This window comes from Nostoc sp. DedQUE08, from assembly GCF_034530895.1.
Lineage (GTDB): Bacteria > Cyanobacteriota > Cyanobacteriia > Cyanobacteriales > Nostocaceae > Nostoc.
Genome location: NZ_JAVRCD010000027.1, coordinates 68235 through 85888 on the forward strand (window position 1 = coordinate 68235; position 17654 = coordinate 85888).

20 protein-coding genes are annotated in these 17654 nt (G+C 42.9%); 14 read left to right on the plus strand and 6 right to left on the minus strand.

The genetic code is table 11. The annotated features are described in order from the left end of the window. The first annotated feature begins 83 nt into the window (after positions 1-83). Positions 84-917 carry an indole-3-glycerol phosphate synthase TrpC gene (gene trpC / locus RMY64_RS18955; RefSeq protein ID WP_322700828.1) on the plus strand — a complete coding sequence of 278 codons (834 nt, stop codon included), beginning with the start codon at positions 84-86 and terminating at the stop codon, positions 915-917. Here trpC and RMY64_RS18960 read toward each other — a convergent pair. Then, positions 900-1184 carry a hypothetical protein gene (locus tag RMY64_RS18960; RefSeq protein ID WP_322700829.1) on the minus strand — a complete coding sequence of 95 codons (285 nt, stop codon included), beginning with the start codon at positions 1182-1184 and terminating at the stop codon, positions 900-902. The two genes, trpC and RMY64_RS18960, sit on opposite strands and share 18 nt — an antisense overlap. Before the next feature lie 102 nt (positions 1185-1286). On the opposite strand from RMY64_RS18960, the gene trpA reads away from it, so the two are divergent. The 7 genes from trpA (at position 1287) to RMY64_RS18995 (ending at position 9269) form a co-directional block, all read left to right on the plus strand. Further along, a complete protein-coding gene (gene trpA, locus RMY64_RS18965) occupies positions 1287-2120 on the plus strand; it encodes a tryptophan synthase subunit alpha (protein ID WP_322700830.1) in 834 nt (277 codons plus the stop codon). A gap of 198 nt (positions 2121-2318) precedes the next feature. Continuing rightward, positions 2319-3542, plus strand: a complete 1224-nt coding sequence (locus RMY64_RS18970; protein ID WP_322700831.1) for a tyrosinase family protein — start codon at positions 2319-2321, stop codon at positions 3540-3542. Between the two features lie 53 nt (positions 3543-3595). Continuing rightward, positions 3596-4825: a tryptophan synthase subunit beta gene (trpB, locus tag RMY64_RS18975; protein ID WP_322671115.1), complete on the plus strand. Its 1230-nt coding sequence runs from the start codon at positions 3596-3598 to the stop codon at positions 4823-4825. An 86-nt stretch (positions 4826-4911) separates the two neighbouring features. Then, positions 4912-5067, plus strand: a complete 156-nt coding sequence (locus RMY64_RS18980; RefSeq protein WP_322686292.1) for a hypothetical protein — start codon at positions 4912-4914, stop codon at positions 5065-5067. 5 nt (positions 5068-5072) lie between these two features. Continuing rightward, positions 5073-6248: an anthranilate phosphoribosyltransferase gene (gene trpD, locus RMY64_RS18985; RefSeq protein WP_322686307.1), complete on the plus strand. Its 1176-nt coding sequence runs from the start codon at positions 5073-5075 to the stop codon at positions 6246-6248. Between the two features lie 300 nt (positions 6249-6548). Continuing rightward, complete coding sequence (aroF, locus tag RMY64_RS18990; RefSeq protein WP_322671117.1) at positions 6549-7619, plus strand: 3-deoxy-7-phosphoheptulonate synthase; 1071 nt, start codon at positions 6549-6551, stop codon at positions 7617-7619. A 333-nt stretch (positions 7620-7952) separates the two neighbouring features. Then, positions 7953-9269, plus strand: a complete 1317-nt coding sequence (locus tag RMY64_RS18995; protein WP_322700832.1) for an alkaline phosphatase PhoX — start codon at positions 7953-7955, stop codon at positions 9267-9269. A gap of 243 nt (positions 9270-9512) precedes the next feature. Here the strand turns inward: RMY64_RS18995 and RMY64_RS19000 are convergent, their stop codons facing one another. Then, positions 9513-10325, minus strand: a complete 813-nt coding sequence (locus RMY64_RS19000) for an SDR family oxidoreductase (protein ID WP_322686294.1) — start codon at positions 10323-10325, stop codon at positions 9513-9515. Between the two features lie 203 nt (positions 10326-10528). On the opposite strand from RMY64_RS19000, the gene RMY64_RS19005 reads away from it, so the two are divergent. Beyond that, positions 10529-11506: a threo-3-hydroxy-L-aspartate ammonia-lyase gene (locus RMY64_RS19005; RefSeq protein ID WP_322700833.1), complete on the plus strand. Its 978-nt coding sequence runs from the start codon at positions 10529-10531 to the stop codon at positions 11504-11506. A gap of 149 nt (positions 11507-11655) precedes the next feature. After that, positions 11656-11880: a hypothetical protein gene (locus tag RMY64_RS19010; protein ID WP_322700834.1), complete on the plus strand. Its 225-nt coding sequence runs from the start codon at positions 11656-11658 to the stop codon at positions 11878-11880. 85 nt (positions 11881-11965) lie between these two features. On the opposite strand, the gene RMY64_RS19015 is transcribed toward RMY64_RS19010, so the two are convergent. The 3 genes from RMY64_RS19015 to RMY64_RS19025 all read right to left on the minus strand — a co-directional run bounded on the left by RMY64_RS19015 (position 11966) and on the right by RMY64_RS19025 (position 12845). Then, positions 11966-12109: a hypothetical protein gene (locus RMY64_RS19015; protein ID WP_322686297.1), complete on the minus strand. Its 144-nt coding sequence runs from the start codon at positions 12107-12109 to the stop codon at positions 11966-11968. Between the two features lie 66 nt (positions 12110-12175). After that, complete coding sequence (locus RMY64_RS19020; protein ID WP_322700835.1) at positions 12176-12571, minus strand: type II toxin-antitoxin system VapC family toxin; 396 nt, start codon at positions 12569-12571, stop codon at positions 12176-12178. A 1-nt stretch (position 12572) separates the two neighbouring features. Continuing rightward, a complete protein-coding gene (locus RMY64_RS19025; RefSeq protein WP_322700836.1) occupies positions 12573-12845 on the minus strand; it encodes a prevent-host-death protein in 273 nt (90 codons plus the stop codon). Here RMY64_RS19025 and RMY64_RS19030 point away from each other — a divergent pair. Beyond that, positions 12833-13021, plus strand: a complete 189-nt coding sequence (locus tag RMY64_RS19030; RefSeq protein WP_322697085.1) for a hypothetical protein — start codon at positions 12833-12835, stop codon at positions 13019-13021. The two genes, RMY64_RS19025 and RMY64_RS19030, sit on opposite strands and share 13 nt — an antisense overlap. Before the next feature lie 75 nt (positions 13022-13096). On the opposite strand, the gene RMY64_RS19035 is transcribed toward RMY64_RS19030, so the two are convergent. Continuing rightward, positions 13097-13315 carry a toxin-antitoxin system HicB family antitoxin gene (locus RMY64_RS19035; RefSeq protein WP_322700837.1) on the minus strand — a complete coding sequence of 73 codons (219 nt, stop codon included), beginning with the start codon at positions 13313-13315 and terminating at the stop codon, positions 13097-13099. A 289-nt stretch (positions 13316-13604) separates the two neighbouring features. Here RMY64_RS19035 and RMY64_RS19040 point away from each other — a divergent pair, with 289 nt between their 5' ends. The 3 genes from RMY64_RS19040 to RMY64_RS19050 all read left to right on the plus strand — a co-directional run bounded on the left by RMY64_RS19040 (position 13605) and on the right by RMY64_RS19050 (position 17605). After that, complete coding sequence (locus RMY64_RS19040) at positions 13605-14912, plus strand: amino acid permease (protein WP_322686301.1); 1308 nt, start codon at positions 13605-13607, stop codon at positions 14910-14912. A 124-nt stretch (positions 14913-15036) separates the two neighbouring features. Continuing rightward, entirely contained in the window at positions 15037-15582 is a 546-nt protein-coding gene (locus RMY64_RS19045) for an RNA 2'-phosphotransferase (RefSeq protein WP_322700838.1), read from the plus strand. Positions 15583-16390: 808 nt separating this feature from the next. Beyond that, positions 16391-17605, plus strand: a complete 1215-nt coding sequence (locus RMY64_RS19050; protein ID WP_322700839.1) for a lipid-A-disaccharide synthase-related protein — start codon at positions 16391-16393, stop codon at positions 17603-17605. The last annotated feature ends 49 nt before the right edge of the window (positions 17606-17654 follow it).

Genomic DNA, 17654 nt, shown 5'->3' on the forward strand with positions numbered 1-17654 from the left:
CAAAAACTCATAGATAACTCATAATTAACAACTAATAACTCTTAACTCCTAACTCCTAACTCCTAACCTCCCCCAAGCAGTTTATGACTAACCAAGTTGCTCCTTCCCGCCATATTCTTGAAGAAATTGTGTCGCATAAAAGGCAAGAAGTTGCACAAATGCAGCAAGAATTGCCTTTAGGCTCTTTGCGACAACAGTTAAATACAGCCCCAACTGTGCGAAATTTCTTGACTGCTTTGCAAGATAATCCCAATCAACCTAGTTTAATTGCTGAAGTAAAAAAGGCATCACCTAGCCGTGGGGTTATCCGCGCAGATTTTGACCCTGTTGCTGTTGCTCAAGCTTATGAACGAGGTGGTGCAGCTTGTTTATCAGTCCTAACTGACGAAAAGTTCTTTCAGGGCGGTTTTGATAATCTGCGAAAGGTGCGTCAACAAGTTGCATTACCTTTACTGTGCAAGGAGTTCATCATTAACTCCTATCAAATTTATTTAGCACGGACAGCAGGCGCAGATGCAGTATTGTTAATTGCAGCTATTTTATCAGATCGAGAACTCCAAGACTTTTTGCGAGTGATTCACGATTTGGGCATGACTGCGCTAGTAGAAGTCCATACCTTAGCTGAACTAGATCGAGTACTAAAGCTTGATAACCTAAGTTTAGTAGGAATCAACAATCGCAATTTAGAAGACTTTACCCTTGATTTAGGAACCACACAGCAACTTTTAGCAGAGCGTCAACAACAATTACAAAGCTTAGATATCACCGTCGTCAGCGAGTCTGGACTGTATACACCTGCTGATTTATCTCTTGTCGCTGAGGCTGGCGCGCGTGCAGTTTTGATTGGCGAGTCTTTAGTTAAACAAAGCGATGTAGAACAAGCTGTGCGTGAGATTTTACTAATTCGTAATTTGTAATACTTCGGCTACGCTCAGTACAAGTTCGTAATTCGTAATTGGTAAATCTAAAAAAATGAAGCTCTGATATTCATTCACGAGTATAAAAGACTCGTTAACGGAGATAAAAGCCTCATTCACGAGTATCAAAGCCTCGTTAACGGAGATAAAAGCCTCATTCACGAGTATCAAAGCCTCGTTAACGCAGCAAAAAGCCTCATTCACGAGTATCAAAGACTCGTTAACGGAGATAAAAGACTCGTTAACGGAGATAAAAGCCTCATTCACGAGTATCAAAGACTCGTTAACAAAAAATTTAGCATGGGCATCGCTAATTGCTAAGTGTAAATTATTCTAAAACTATTAAACAATCATTAACTATTTTTCAGCATGACCTCTATCTCCGATTCCTTTCAAGCTTTACGCGATCGCCAACAGTGTGCTTTAATCCCTTTTATCACAGCAGGCGATCCTAACTTAGAAACTACTGCCGAAGCCTTACGCATCTTAGATCGCAACGGTGCTGACTTTATCGAGTTGGGCGTTCCCTACTCCGATCCTCTCGCAGATGGGCCTGTGATTCAAGCAGCAGCAACCCGCGCTTTACAAAAAGCCACGAAATTAGAGCAAGTGCTAGAGATGTTGCACATAGTCATTCCTAGCCTGAAAGCGCCGATAATTCTATTTATGTACTACAATCCCATTTTGCATCGGGGTATTAAGTTGTTTTTGGCGCAAATTGCTGTTGCTGGGGTGCAGGGATTGGTAGTACCAGACTTACCCTTAGAAGAAGCAGAAGAATTAATTCAAACTGCTGCCTCTTTTGGAATTGAGGTAATTTTACTCGTCGCTCCTACAAGTTCTCAAGATAGAATTGTTGCGATCGCTCGTCAATCTCAGGGTTTTATCTATCTAGTTAGTGTTACAGGCGTTACAGGTATCCGCGCTCAAATCCAAAACCGCGTAGAGCATTTAATTACCGAGTTGCAAAGCGTCACCAAAAAACCCATCGGCGTTGGTTTTGGCATCTCCGCACCAGAACAAGCACATCAAGTCATGGAATGGGGTGCAGATGCAGTGATTGTTGGCAGCGCCTTTGTCAAACGTTTAGCTGAAGGTAGCCCAACAGAAGGATTGCAAGCCGTGGAAGAATTTTGTCGAGAACTTAAAGCAGCCATCACAAAAAGTCAGCGCAAAAATCCATCTCTTCAAGAGGTGGGATAAATTCACCCGCAGACCTGGGGAGCATACACAAATTAAATTACCCCCCTTAATCCCCCCTTGTAAAGGGGGGAAACAGGAATCTAGTTCCCTCCCCTTTACAAGGGGAGGGTTAGGGTGGGGTAAAACCAGGTGAGTAAAGTATTTCAGACTTGTGTATACAACGTAGCACCCCTCTGCTCCTCTTATTCCATTAAGACAATGAAACTACTGCTGAAATCGGTCAAAATATTAATTTATAGCTTACTTATAGTTAGCAGCTGTGCCCTTACAGTCTTCGCCCACGATCGCCTTGACAAGGGACAATACAAATACCATTGGAATCATAATCTTCCAGGACAATACGCTCACCTAGCTGTAAGAAAGAACGTAACTGACCTAACATCAGCAGAGAAAACAGCCTTCGTTAAGGCTATCAAAACCTTAAAAACTGTCATACCCGCAGGTAGCAAGGTCAGTATTTACGACCAATTCGTTGCCATACATATAGGGGCAACACGCTTGATTCACAACCATAAAGGACATTCCGATGGTTCCGTCCAAGAACTTGCTCATGAAAATGCCGCATTTTTCCCTTGGCATCGAGAATATATCCGCAGATTTGAACAAGCTTTGCAAGCAGTAGACCCAACTGTTACTCTCCCATACTGGGATTGGACAGACCCCAAATCACTTGATGTAATTTTTAACGATGACTTTCTTGGTTCTAACGGTCAAGGAGTAACCATCAAAATTCCCAATCAAGGAAACTTTACAGGCGGCGCTGTACCTGGGGCTTTTTCGGCAGCAAATGGCTGGGTTATGAATCCAGCATTAAATATTGACCCAGAAACCCAAACATCATTAGGTACATCACTTGTCCGCTTTCTCAGACTACCTCCTGCCAGTGATTATCCTGTGCCCAAAAAAGATGTTGAGCGTGCCCTTCGTCTGAATAACTATTCTCTATTTCGCCCTGCCTTGGAAGGATTTATCTCTGTAGATGAGCAGGGTAAAGTCACCCCCGGAGGATTTATACACAATTACATTCATGGCTTAGTCGGTGGGGTACAGATAGACGCAAGCACAACACCCATAAAGTTTAAGGGTCTAGGTACTATGGGCAATATCCCAAGTTCGCCTTATGACCCAGTATTTTGGTTGCATCATGCCAACGTAGACCGCCTCTGGGCTGAATGGCAAGACAACGGTCATCAAGGTAGCGATTTTTATCCTGCCAATGGTCAACCTTACGGGCACAACCTTAAAGACCTAATGTGGCCTTGGGACGGCGGTATGTCTACCCCCAAAGCTACAGCGTTAGGAGATTTACTATTGCTATTACCAAATTTTAACTCTGACGATTTGGTGCGCCCTATAGACGTTTTGAATCACCAAAAACTGGGCTATACCTACCAAACCTGGGAATGGAAAACCCAAAGATGATTCAAAGTTAGAACCAGAGTAAAAAATACTTGAACATGAAAGGATTTTAACCAATGGTAAACATACTAAACATCAATACTGCAACTGTACAACCAGATTCTTTGGGCAGGTTTGGAAAATTCGGCGGTAAATATGTCCCGGAAACCTTAATGCCTGCATTAAGTGAATTGGAAGCGGCGTATCACCAATATTGCAATGAGCCGAGTTTTCAAGCAGAATTGCAAAACTTAATGCGTGATTATGTAGGACGACCCAGCCCATTATATTTTGCTGAACGCCTGACAGCTCATTACGCTAGACCAGATGGCACGGGAGTGCAAATTTATTTAAAGCGCGAAGATTTAAATCATACAGGCGCTCACAAAATTAATAATGCTTTGGCTCAGGTGTTACTCGCTAAACGCATGGGTAAGCAACGGGTGATTGCAGAGACAGGTGCAGGACAACATGGCGTAGCAACTGCAACTGTGTGTGCGCGATTTGGTTTGAAATGTGTGATTTACATGGGCGTCCAGGATATGGAACGCCAAGCCCTGAATGTGTTTCGCATGAAATTAATGGGTGCAGAAGTTCGACCAGTGGAAGCAGGTACAGGAACTCTCAAGGATGCAACTTCGGAAGCAATTCGAGATTGGGTGACGAATGTGGAAACAACCCATTACATCCTCGGTTCCGTTGCTGGGCCTCATCCCTACCCGATGATTGTGCGTGACTTCCACGCGGTAATTGGTGTAGAAACTCGCGCTCAATGCCAAGAAAAATGGGGAGGATTACCAGATATTTTACTGGCTTGCGTGGGTGGAGGTTCCAACGCGATCGGCTTATTCAATGAGTTTATGCATGAACCTTCGGTGCGCCTAATTGGAGTCGAAGCTGCGGGTGAAGGTGTAAATACAGAAAAACACGCTGCAACCTTGACAAAAGGTAAAATAGGTGTATTGCACGGTGCCATGAGCTATTTACTGCAAGATGATGATGGTCAAGTCATCGAAGCTCATTCAATTAGTGCCGGATTAGATTATCCCGGTGTTGGGCCAGAGCATAGTTATTTAAAGGATCTTGGCCGCGCCGAATATTACAGCGTTACCGATAAACAAGCTTTAGATGCATTCCAAAGACTTTCCCAACTAGAAGGGATTATCCCAGCTTTGGAAACAGCTCATGCGATCGCATATCTCGAAACCCTTTGTCCCCAGTTAACAGGCAATCTCCGCATCGTCATCAATTGTTCCGGCAGAGGTGACAAAGATGTGCAAACTGTCGCCAAAGTCCTAATTCCTTAATTTTTTCTTGTCGTCATTTGTCATTTGTTATTTGTTATTTGTTATTTGTCATTTGTCATTTGTCCTTTGTCCTTCGTAAATGAACAATGACCAATACAACTCTTAGAGAGGCTGCGCCAACAGCTTCTCTACCAGGCGCTGTTTGCGTTCTCTCAGTACAAATGACCAATGACCAATGCTCAATGCCCAATGCCCAATGCCCAATGCCCCATGCCCCATGCCCAATGACAAATGACAAATGACCAATATGATCGCTATAACTCAAACTCAACCTGAAAACATCTCCATCCCTTCTGAGTTCTACAACTGGCCAGCTTTATTGCAACAGTTGCTAAATCGCCAATCCTTGACGGTTTCCCAAGCTGCGGATTTGATGCAAGGTTGGCTCACAAATGCCATTCCCGATGTTCTATCAGGAGCGATTTTAGCCGCAATTCAAGCTAAAGGCGTCTCTGCCGAAGAATTAGTCGGCATGGCCACCGTCTTACAATCCCAAAGGCTAGGGACTGGGGACTGGGGATTAGGGACTGGGCAAGAGTTTTCCCAATCCCCAATACCCAGTACCCAATCCCCAATACCCAGTCCCCAGTCCCCAGTCCCCTTAATTGACACCTGTGGAACTGGTGGAGATGGTGCTTCAACCTTTAATATTTCCACTGCTGTTGCCTTTGTGGCCGCTGCTGCTGGGGTAAAGGTTGCCAAACATGGCAATCGTTCGGCATCCAGCAAGACTGGTTCGGCGGATGTGCTGGAAGCTTTGGGTATAAATCTTAACGCCACTCCTGAAAAAGTACAAGCGGCAGTTGGCGAAGTTGGAATCACCTTTTTGTTTGCTCCTGGTTGGCATCCTGCACTAAAGGCGATCGCAACTTTGCGAAAAACTTTGAAGGTGCGGACTGTTTTTAATTTACTCGGCCCGCTAGTAAATCCCATGCGGCCGACAGGGCAAATTATTGGTGTCAACGACCCGCTTTTACTAGAAGAGATTGTGCAAGCCTTATCCCAACTGGGATGTCAGCAAGCGATCGCCCTCCACGGACGGGAACGTTTAGATGAAGCGGGTTTGGCAGATGTCACTGACTTGGCTGTACTCCAAGATAAAAAAGTCCGCTCTCTAACGCTCAATCCTCAAGAACTAGGTTTGGGTTTTGCACCGACTGCGGCGTTGTGCGGTGGAGATGTCCAAGAAAATGCCCAAATCTTGAAGGCAGTTTTGCAAGGTAAAGGCACTCAAGCGCAACAGGATGTAGTCGCTTTAAATACAGCCTTAGCCCTGCAAGTTGGTGAAGCTATTGATGGGGAAACTGATGTTTTAGCAGGTTGTGTTAAAGGTATTGCCCTTGCCAAGGAAATTCTCCAAAGCGGTGCAGCTTGGACAAAACTAGAACAACTTGCAGAATTTTTGCATGAATCACCAAGGTAGGGGCACAGCATTGCTCATGCGTGTCAACTTAAGCCAAAAATAGCGTACTGATTAGGCGTTGTTCACCCGCCAGGGAATATAATTCCCTGACTAATTGCTCAAGTCTACTGAAGTAGACTGAAAATTTTCGCGCTCTTTAGTCCTCTTCAGAGGAGTTTAACTATGAGACAGGGATTTACAATCCCTGGCGGACGTGAGGTTTCGCGTTAAGTTGACACCAATGAGCATTGCTGTGCCCCTACGAACGCATTGTATTACACCCAGGAACTATCAAGAACAACCATACAGAAGGAAAAACAGATGATTATCATACTTAAGAGCGGTACGCCTGTTGAGGAAATTACTCGCATTAGCCAAGAACTGAGAGACACTTGGGGAGTGACGGTAGAAAAAAGTGTTGGCACTCATAAAGTTGTGCTGGGGCTAATTGGTGATACTACAAGCATTGATAAATTACAGGTTCAGGAATTTAGCCCTTGGATTGAGCAAGTATTACGAGTGCAACAACCTTTCAAGCGGGTAAGTCGAGAATTCCGTCATGGAGAAGCTAGCGAGGTTGTTGTTCCTACACCTAACGGTCGTGTCTATTTCGGCGAACATCATCCGATTGTAGTGGTAGCCGGGCCTTGTTCTGTTGAAAATGAAGCGATGATTGTCGAAACGGCAAAGCGGGTGAAGGCAGCTGGAGCGCACTTTCTACGTGGCGGAGCTTACAAACCCCGTACTTCACCCTATGCTTTTCAAGGTTATGGTGAAAGCGCTTTAGATTTGTTAGCAGCAGCGCGGGAAGCTACTGGTTTGGGTATCGTCACAGAACTGATGGATGCTGCCGATTTATCAGCAGTGGCGAAAACAGCTGACATCATCCAAATTGGGGCGCGAAATATGCACAACTTCTCGCTGCTGAAAAAGGTAGGCGCTCAAGATAAACCAGTGCTGCTGAAGCGGGGAATGTCTGCCACAATTGACGAGTGGCTGATGGCGGCAGAATATATTTTGGCATCTGGAAATCCCAATGTAATTCTTTGTGAGCGTGGAATTAGAACCTTTGATGGTAAATATGCCCGCAATACTTTAGATTTATCAGTGCTTCCGGTGTTGCGATCGCTTACCCATTTACCAATTATGATCGATCCGAGTCATGGTACTGGTAGGTCTGAATATGTGCCATCGATGGCAATGGCTGCGATCGCCGCTGGTACAGATGCCTTAATGATAGAAGTTCACCCCAATCCCGCAAAAGCTTTATCTGACGGGCCTCAATCTCTCACCCCTGAGAAATTTGACCGCTTGGTTCAAGAAATGTCAGTCTTGGGCAAACTAGTCGATCGCTGGCCTACACCTGCATTCGATCGCATTGGTGGGCGTTAAATTCAAACAAAATTCAGGAGCGGAGCAAAGATGCTTCGCCTTTGGTCAGAATCAGGAGTCAGAATGAATTCTGACTCCTGATTTCTGTTTAGATAAAACTTATAGCACAAGCTTTGGTGGTTAGGACATCAACAGACAATAAAACTTAGACACAAAAAGGCTTTTCACCCAGTCCCCAGTCCCCAGTCCCCAGTCCCCAGTCCCCAGTCCCTTGCTATATTTATATAAATTCATCTTTGATTAACTAACCTAAATTAAATAAAGCATTACCCAAACTTAATCACAATCAAATATTTTTTCTTCAGCATTATCTGAAGTAACCAAATCATCCCCATGACGCTTTCAAGACGTAAATTTTTTGCAGTAGCAGGTACTACTGCCGTCGGCACTTTGATGGTGTCTCCTTTGGAAGGTCTTCTTGCCAGAAAAGCCTTTGGTAAAAAACTTGGTAAAGGATATGGCCCACTTTTACCAGATCCCAATAGTTTGTTAGATTTACCAAGCGGATTTGAGTATCAAGTCATCTCTCGCACTGGAACCCTGATGAGCGATGGCAATCTAGAGCCTAGCAATCATGATGGTATGGCAGCCTTCCCTGGGCCCAAAAACACAACCATTCTGGTTCGCAATCACGAACTTAGCATCAATTCCGATACGCGAGTACAAGTACCAAATCCCTACGATCCCATTTGCAGAGGTGGCACTACGACTCTGGTTGTTGGACGCGATGGCCAGCTGATCGAACAGTTCAGCTCTCTCGGCGGAACCATTCGTAACTGTGCTGGTGGTTTAACTCCTTGGGGTTCATGGATTAGCTGTGAAGAAGATACAACTATACCAAGTGCAACTAATGGAGTCACAAAGTTACACGGTTACAACTTTGAGGTTCCAGCTAGCGCCACCTCTCCTGTAGCTCCAGTGCCTCTAGTTGCGATGGGACGGTTTAATCATGAGGCTGTAGCTGTAGATCCCAAAACTGGATATGTCTATCAAACTGAAGATAGAGGAGATAGCCTCTTCTACCGTTTTATCCCAAAAGTTCCTGGTCGGTTAAAACAAGGAGGTATTCTTCAAGCTCTGAGGATTATAGGTAGACCAGGAGTCAACACCAAGACTGGCTTCGTAGTAGGGCAGAAGTTAGCTGTAGATTGGGTGAATATTCCTGACCCCAACCCAACAACTACAGATAATGTCAGAGTGCAAGGTCGCAACTTAGGTGCAGCCCAGTTTAGCCGTGGGGAAGGCATCTATTATGCGAGCAACAAGGATAAGAAAGGCAAAAATGGCAAAGGAGAATTTTACTTCACTGCTACAGATGGTGGCCCTGTAAGCGGTGGCCAAGTCTGGCGCTATATTCCGGGTGAAGAGACAATTGAATTGTTTGTCGAGTCTCAATCTAAAGATGAACTCGATATGCCTGATAACATAGTCGTAGCACCTTTTGGCGATCTTATCGTTTGTGAGGACGGGGACGGTGATAATTTCTTAATTGGTATTACTCCCAGTGGTGAAATCTACAAATTTGCACGTAATGCCCTCCAAACAGGTGAGTTTGCTGGAGCCTGCTTTTCACCTGATGGTCGTACTTTGTTTGTTAACATTCAAAGCCCTGGTATTACTTTAGCTATCTGGGGGCCTTGGAAGAAGTAATAGAGGCTAATATAAATGGTACTAAGAAAAGCCCAAAGGTTTGTGTAGCCTTATCGCCTTGTTCCCAGCCTCCAGGCTGGGAATGTATTTAAAGTGGGCTTCTGCCTCTTGTCAAGCTACTGGAGGCAGAAGCCCACCCAGAATGGGTTAAAAGCCTTTAGGCTCTTAACCAGCCAGAGCAAAATTATTTACTCTAAAAAATCCATTGTTCGGGTCTTATTGAAAAGAGTAGAAAATTTCGAGCTACCTCTTTTTTTGAAGTTCGTGCATACTTCTAACAACCTTTGTGACTAAATTTCTGGGTGTAAATCTGACGCTTTCAGTTAATATTTTATTTCTCATCCCAGGAACAACAACAGTTTTGTTTTTCATTAAGCCCCGATAACCAATCCTTGCGACAGTTTCCGTATCCATCATTCTGTTAACACTAGCAATCTTTGAATCTTCCATTGCAGCATTTTGTTGGAATTCTGATGCTGTTGGCCCTGGACAAAGAACAGTCACGCTGACACCTGTACCCTCTAATTCATTAGCGATCGCTTCTGAAAATGATAATACATAAGCTTTAGTAGCAAAATAAACTGCCATTAAAGGCCCCGGTTGAAAAGCCGCGGCTGAGGCCACATTTAATATTTTTCCATAGTTTTGCTCGACCATATCTTTGAGGAACAACTTCGTTAAATGAGTCAGGCTGACCATATTTACCTGAAGCATTTTCAATTCAGTGCTAAGGTCTGTTTCGCTAAATGCTCCATAAGTACCAAAACCAGCATTATTAACTAGCACATCAATCTTGATGGATGCTTGCTGTAATTCTGTAAAAATTTCTTCTGGGGATGTGGGGATAGATAAATCCTTAACAAAAATTTTGACGGCAATACCAAATTTTTGCGGCAATTCATCTATAATTTCAGTAAGTTTTTGTTCATTTTTATCTACTAACACAAGATTATAATTATGACGAGCAAAAATCTGGGTTAATTGATAGCCTATGCCACAAGCCGCTCCTGTAATTAGAGCAGTTCTTTTTTGCCGACTTTCAGATTTTTTATTCATGTAACAAAAATGATTAACTGGAATTAATTAACTTTTATAAATTTAGCTACAGCAATATATAATGTCTGCTGTAGCTATTTTTATGCAGACAATAAATGATGCTATCCACCTGAAATGAGTATGCTTCAATCCAGGATATTAGATGCAAATATAAAAATCTGTATCTATATAAACAAGAGCAAGAATGTTTAATATTGTTATCAATGTCACAGCATAATTCCGTTACTATAACTGACGTGCAAGCAGCACAAAAGCGAATTTTGGGGATTGCCCACCGCACACCTGTACTAACATCTAGAATCGTTAACGATCGCACCAATAACCAAGTATTCTTTAAGTGCGAAAACTTTCAACGCACAGGGGCATTTAAATTTAGAGGAGCGTACAATGCCCTAGCCCAACTATCGGTAGCACAAAAACAAACAGGCGTTATCACCTATTCATCGGGAAATCATGCCCAAGCGATCGCTTTAGCTGGACAATTACTAAATATTCCCACCACTATTGTCATGCCTGATGATGCACCTGTTGTCAAACAAACTGCTACTCGTGGCTATGGTGCAGAGATAATTTTGTACAATCGCCAAGAAACAAACCGAGAAGAATTAGCCCAAAATTTAGCAGATGAGCGCTCTTTGACACTCATTCCCCCTTACGATCATCCCCATGTAGTCTCTGGACAAGGGACAACTGCTTTAGAACTGATCCAAGAAGTTGGTGAATTGGACTTACTATTAGTTTGTTGTGGCGGTGGTGGATTACTTTCAGGATGTGCGATCGCAGCCAAGTCCCTTTTACCCAATTGTAAAGTAATTGGGGTAGAGCCAGCACTTGGCGATGATGCGACCCGCTCCTTTCACACCAAAACTCTGCAAACAGTCAAAAATCCTAATACCATCGCCGATGGTGCGCGGACTCCTAGCCTTGGTAAAATTACTTTCCCCTTAGTGCTGCATTACGTCGATGATATGGTGACGGTATCTGAAGAAGCGATTCTTCGCACCATGTTTTTCTTGTGGGAACGTCTGAAAATTGTCGTTGAACCTACTGGAGTATTAGCTGCTGCTGCTTTACTCGAAGGTGTGGTGACAGCACCAGAAGCGAGAGTTGGTGTCATCATTAGCGGTGGAAATGTAGATTTGGCGCAAGTTGGTAAATTGTTTTCTGTGGGATTGGATTGAAAACTTAAATTACCAGCAAAGTTTCTACGTAAATTGGGTATTTATTCAGTTAAACGGCTATCAGATCGGCTGATACAGTAAAATTATAGTGATAGGCTATAGTAACTTTATTAAAGCTAAAGTCCCTATATGTTGGAATTGAGGTAAAAATGGAAACTACAACAAGAAAACAAGCTTTAATCAAAGCTATTTATGAGCGATTAGAACAAGCTTATGAAGATACTTTAGAGGATGTCATAGAACTTTTAGACATTCGTAAAGCAGAAGACGAAGAGGATATTAAAGCTTTACATGAAGGACAGGAAGATATTAATAAAAATGGCACTATTCCTTGGGAGCAAGTTAAACGAGAATTAGCCAGTGAATCAATATAAAATTTAATTTTCTAATACTGCATTTAAACAACTTAAAAAATTACCTATAAAAGTACGGACAAGGATACAAACAAAAATAGACGAGCTAGCTGATAATCCCTGCCCAAATCAACCTGTCCCGTTCTTCTAACCGCTCTGATTGATTAAATTGGAGAATTGCAACAGTTACGCGCCCAACTGCTGTCAATGGTATTGATGTGGGCGATCGCATTCTTACCAACTGTTTCAAATAAGCGATGTCTACGACGGGCTACACCTACGCATTCTTAGCAAATGTGTCAAATTGGAAAAAGATTCAATTAAATGGATTCAACGTGGATATACCACAACCCTCAAAATCCTTAATATTTCTAGTAATAAGTGTCAAAGAATGTATTTTAGCTGTTGCCGCAATAAATATATCAGCTTGCGAGCGCGGTTTACCTTGAGTTCTTAAAAAACCTCTCAATTCACCCGAACACTTGGCAATTTCTGAGGTGATGGGGAGAATTTGACAGTGAGTGAAGAGAAAGTTTTCAAACCAGTTTTGGATTCTAGCATTAGGCTTGGCTGTTAAACCATAATAAATTTCCTCAATTGTAATCACACTTAAATTAATAGATGTCACAGTAGCAGTCCATTCTGTCACCCCTGGATTTGGTATTGGGCGAGTTAATTCACTAATTATATTCGTGTCACAAAGATGGCTCATCCTATTCTTCCGTAAAAGGATTGTCGCGATCGCTTCGTGGTGGTATCTCTAAGCTATAGTTTTCTTCGCTACATAACTGCTGAAGTTCTTTAAAGACTTGAGCTAGAGATGTTTTAGCATTTTTTTGCCGCCAGTCTAAAAATTCTTTAAAAAGCTCAGGGTCTACAATTGCAGCCACTAATTCCTCTTGAGTATAAATTAGCTGAGGTTCAAGACTTGTAGCATTAATTATGGAAGGTAGCTGTGCTTTGGCTTCTTCAAGTGTCCATTTCATTGGAAAAACCTCCAAGTTTTGGAAGTATTGCATATAAAGGCTGTTCTCAAGTTAGCTTATTTTCTCAAGCGATGTCTGGCGACAAGAAGCAAAGCTTCTACGCACACTTCGCTGCCAAATTAGCGATGTCTACGACGGGCTACACCTACGCACTTTTGATGATGCGGTTAATATAGGCGCTCGTACCCTTGATATGGGATTGATACGAGCGATCGCCTCCAGTTATTGCTCGCATCATCGCGCTATCAGCTTTATTCTGTCAGAGTATCAAGTTTAGCCAGTACTCTTAATCCTTCTTCTGGGTTGCCAATTGCAGCCATTGCTTTAAATCTTGTATGGGCATCAAATTCTGCTAGAGCTATGGTTGAAAGTTCTTCAATCAACTTATTAACACTGATGCCTTTGGCTTGAGCAAGTTGCTTCAATCTATTATGCTTATCGTCTGGTAAACGAATAGTTAAAATTGCCATTTTTGTTTAATTCCTAATAATGTCTTCAGGTTTTAATATTGATAAGTTAGGAAATAGTTTCGTTTATTTAAAACATCCTCTGTATACAGGGAAAATGTTTTTTCCTGCGTGGTCTATTTCATTAATAAAGTGCTACAAATGACATTTACAATCCAAAAATTGTGTTGATAATGAAATGGCGATCGCTTATTTTCCAAAAAAATTTGCTTGAAAAACCAGGAACATCAGGGCTTTTACGAATAAAGTTAACATATGTTAATATTGTTTGGTTTAGGTACGGATATTCACTATGGTTTCCATAAAGACCGTTCTAAAAAATTCAGAGCAAGTTACTCGGTTGTTTTCTCATCTGGAATTTGATGGAAAAAAACTCAATCATCAACCGGGTAGTGTATTAGGAAGTACTGCATTGATTGCAGGAACTACTGTTGGGGCTGGGATTCTGGCTCTACCAGCCGTTACCCTGCCATCGGGTATTGTACCATCCACATCTGGACTGATTGCTGTTTGGCTCTACGCTTTAGTTTCGGGGTTATTGGTTGCAGAAGTTACCTTAAACACGATGCGAACAGAAGGGCTTTCAAGTATAGGTTTTTTAGGAATTGTTGAGAAAATCCTTGGTAAGGTGGGAGCGCGAATTGCTGGCGGTGCATATTTATTCATGCACTATGCTCTGTTGGTGGCATACATCACCGAAGGCGGAGAGATTTTAGGAACGGCGGCGGCAAAAGTTTGGGGTATGCAGATATTGCCGATGTGGATGGGCACAATGGCTTTCACGCTCTTGTTTGGTGGCATTATGTATCTTGGGCGAGAAAAGTTTATTGAGAAATTAAACAGCGCCTTTGTCGGAATTGTCATTGTTTCCTTCTTAGGACTATTATTTTTGGGAGGAAGGCATATTCAGAGTGCCCAACTATTATTTCAAAACTGGAGTGCGCTCGGTAGTGCCATTTCAGTGATGTCTGTGGCACTGTTTTTCCAAAACGTTGTGCCATTGGTTGTGACGCAACTCGAAGGAGATGCCCGCAAAATTCGTCAGTCTATCTTTATTGGTTCTGTAATTCCTCTAATTATGTTCTTGGCGTGGAATGCCGTAATTTTAGGAAGCGTCAGTCCCGATATGCTACATAGTACCTCTGGCGGTACAAGTGTTTTCGATCCACTACAAATTCTTCGAGCAGGTGGCGCGGGGGAATGGTTAGGAGTATTAGTATCCATTTTTTCAGAGTTTGCGATCGTCACCTCATTCATTGGATTTGTGTACGGGTTGCTGGATTTGTTCAAAGATATTTTTCTACCTGCACAGTGGCAACTTTCTAGCCGCTTACCCCTCTATTCCCTGGTTCTTTTCCCGCCGATGACTCTCGGAACGCTTAACCCCAGCATCTTTTTTACTGCCCTAGATTACACTGGAACATTTAGTATTTCAGTTCTCGGTGGAATTATTCCAGCGTTAATGAGTTGGAAGCAACGTGAAAACTCAGATAGCACAAATCAACCACTCGTTCCTGGCGGCAAAGTAACACTCATTGCGATCGTTGGAGTGGCATTAGCCATGATCGGAAGACAAATTCTGTCAATTTACACCAAATAAAACCATCAATAAAAATTATGTGCTACAAAAAAATATAATTGTAGTATAAATATATTAACCACAATCAAACTGCAACATGAGAGTCAAATGACCAATGACCAATGACCAATGACTACTTAATCAAATGAATGATTCTCGACTCGTCAAAATCAGCAAATATCTCAGCAAATATCTGCGACATACACCGGATACCATTGGCATTAAACTTGCTCCTGGCGGTTGGGTTGCTGTTGATGACTTACTTACTGCTTGTGCCAAAAACAAGTTTCCGATTACCCGCCAGGAATTACAGATGGTAGTTGAATTCAACGAGAAGCAACGCTTTTCTTATGATTCTACAGGTAATCTGATTCGTGCGAACCAAGGACATAGTGTAAAAGTCGATTTACAATTAGAAGCTGTTGTTCCTCCAGATGAGCTTTATCACGGCACAGGACACAAATCTGTAGAGTCAATTCTGCAAACAGGACTTTGCAAAATGTCGCGGCATCATGTCCATTTGTCAAAGGATATAAAAACAGCAGAAACTGTTGGTGCAAGGCATGGAAAACCAGTGGTTTTTGCTGTAAATACTGCGGCAATGCACCAGGCAGGTTACATCTTCTATTGTTCTGCTAATGGTGTTTGGTTAGTCGATAATGTGCCACCTGAATATCTACAAAAAATTTGAATTTTAACGTGAGTCTCCAAGGAGGCGCATCTGCGGGAAGGGCGAAAGAAACAAGTCAAATCCTCTTTCCTTCTGCCTCCTGCCTCCTGCCTCCTGCCTTATTTCTTAGGAGTTCAACGAGTGCTATTTTGACCTCTCCCCCAGCCCCTCTCCTACCAGGAGCTACGATGTACACACAAGTGTTGGTGCAGTGTATCTATCCCGCCTCGGAATTTATTCCGAGTCTCATAACCAAAGTCCTCTAAAAGAGGACTAAACTAAATTTCTTGTTTAGTCCTCTAAAAGAAGCCTTTCGCTTATCAGCCCGGAACTTTAGTTCTGGGCGGGATATTTGCTCAGTGACTAAAACCAGCAAAAAATAGCTCGACAGTAGATGAAATTGATTCTATGTCGAACACCCAAGGGGTCAGATGATGATTGCAATACAACTTTTTTATAACTTTGTCGTCATTGAAAAGGATAAGAGAATTTGGTGACAAGGGGATAGATTTTCAACAAATCATTTCTTCTGTTGCCTTGTCTGATTGCGATCGTTACTTAAAATAGCTCGTTCAATTTATGAACTCAGATCGACGTACCCATAGCGCTTGTACTCCCAATACTGTATTCTCTGATAGATTAGCTTTTGCAAAAACAGGGATTAGCAGTAATTCCATTCCGGTTGACACCTAAAAAAGTAACTTTGTAGATTTGTCTATAAAATTACAAACTCTCAATAGTAAAAATACTATCAATCTCTTAGCCTACTCACCCAATGTAGGTTAAAAATCTCACCAAACAAGCATTTTAGACCTATCCAAACCCCAAGATGCCTTCTAAGCGAATCTTGTTTATCAGTAACGGCCACGGAGAGGACAACCACACCTCTCATGTTATTCAAACCCTGCGCCAATTGTGTCCTTCAATTGAGATGGCGGCAATGCCGATTGTGGGAGAAGGAAAAGCTTACCGTAGCTTGGATATTCCCATTATTGGGCCCACACAAACAATGCCCTCCGGCGGATTCTTTTACATGAAACGCCTCTATTTGCTGAAAGATTTTCAATCGGGATTGATTGGGTTAACGTGGCGACAATTACAAGCGGTGTTGCAGTATGCTCCCAACTGCGATTTAATTATGTCTACTGGGGATTTTATCTCCCAAACATTTGCTTACTTAACAAAGCGTCCCTTCGTTTCGTTTATCTCTTGTCTTTCTGCCCTTTATGAAGGGCGATTGCGGATCAATCCACTGCTGTGGCACGACCTGAATTCTTCTCGATGTCTGACAGTTTTTACTAGAGATTCCTATACGGCTTTCGATCTCCAACGGCAAGGTATAGCTAAGGCTCAGTTTGGTGGGATTCCAGCTTTAGATCGCCTTGTCCCCACTGGTAAAGACTTGTACTTAAAACCAGACATTCCGGCGATCGCACTTTTACCAGGATCGCGGATGCCGGAAGCCGCGCGAAATTTCAGTTTGCAGTTGCAACTGGTGATAGAAATTGCCAAGGTGATGCCTTCAGGATTCCAGTTTCGCGCCGCCTTAGTACCAAATTTGATGGCGCAATTAGACGACATTGCTCAAAGTCAAGGTTGGCAACTGAATCAAGGCATCCTCACCTATTCTCCTCCAGGAAGTTCTGCTGAGGAATCACCGCTTGTAGAAGTGAGATGTTACTCAGATGCCTTCAGTGATATCGTATATTACTCTGACCTCGTTATTGGGATGGCAGGGTTGGCAGTGGATTTAGCTGTAGCGATCGGCAAACCGATTATCCAGATTCCCGGAGAAGGCCCTCAATTTACCTATCAATTTGCAGAAGCGCAAACGCGGCTGTTGGGTATTTCTGCCCAAACCATCGGCACTAAGCCAGCAACCCCTGAGATTCTCAAGCAAGCAGCGAAACGAGTCGTTGAAACTTTACAAGATTCAGACTACCTCGCTAAGTGCAAAGAAAATGGCCCTGAGCGATTTGGCCCACCCGGCGCATCTGAGAGAATTGCCCGCTTTATACTAAACTCTCTAGGAGAAACTGAGTAGAAATTGCGCCAGAATTCAGGAGTCAGCACGGTTGGGTAACATGGTGTGG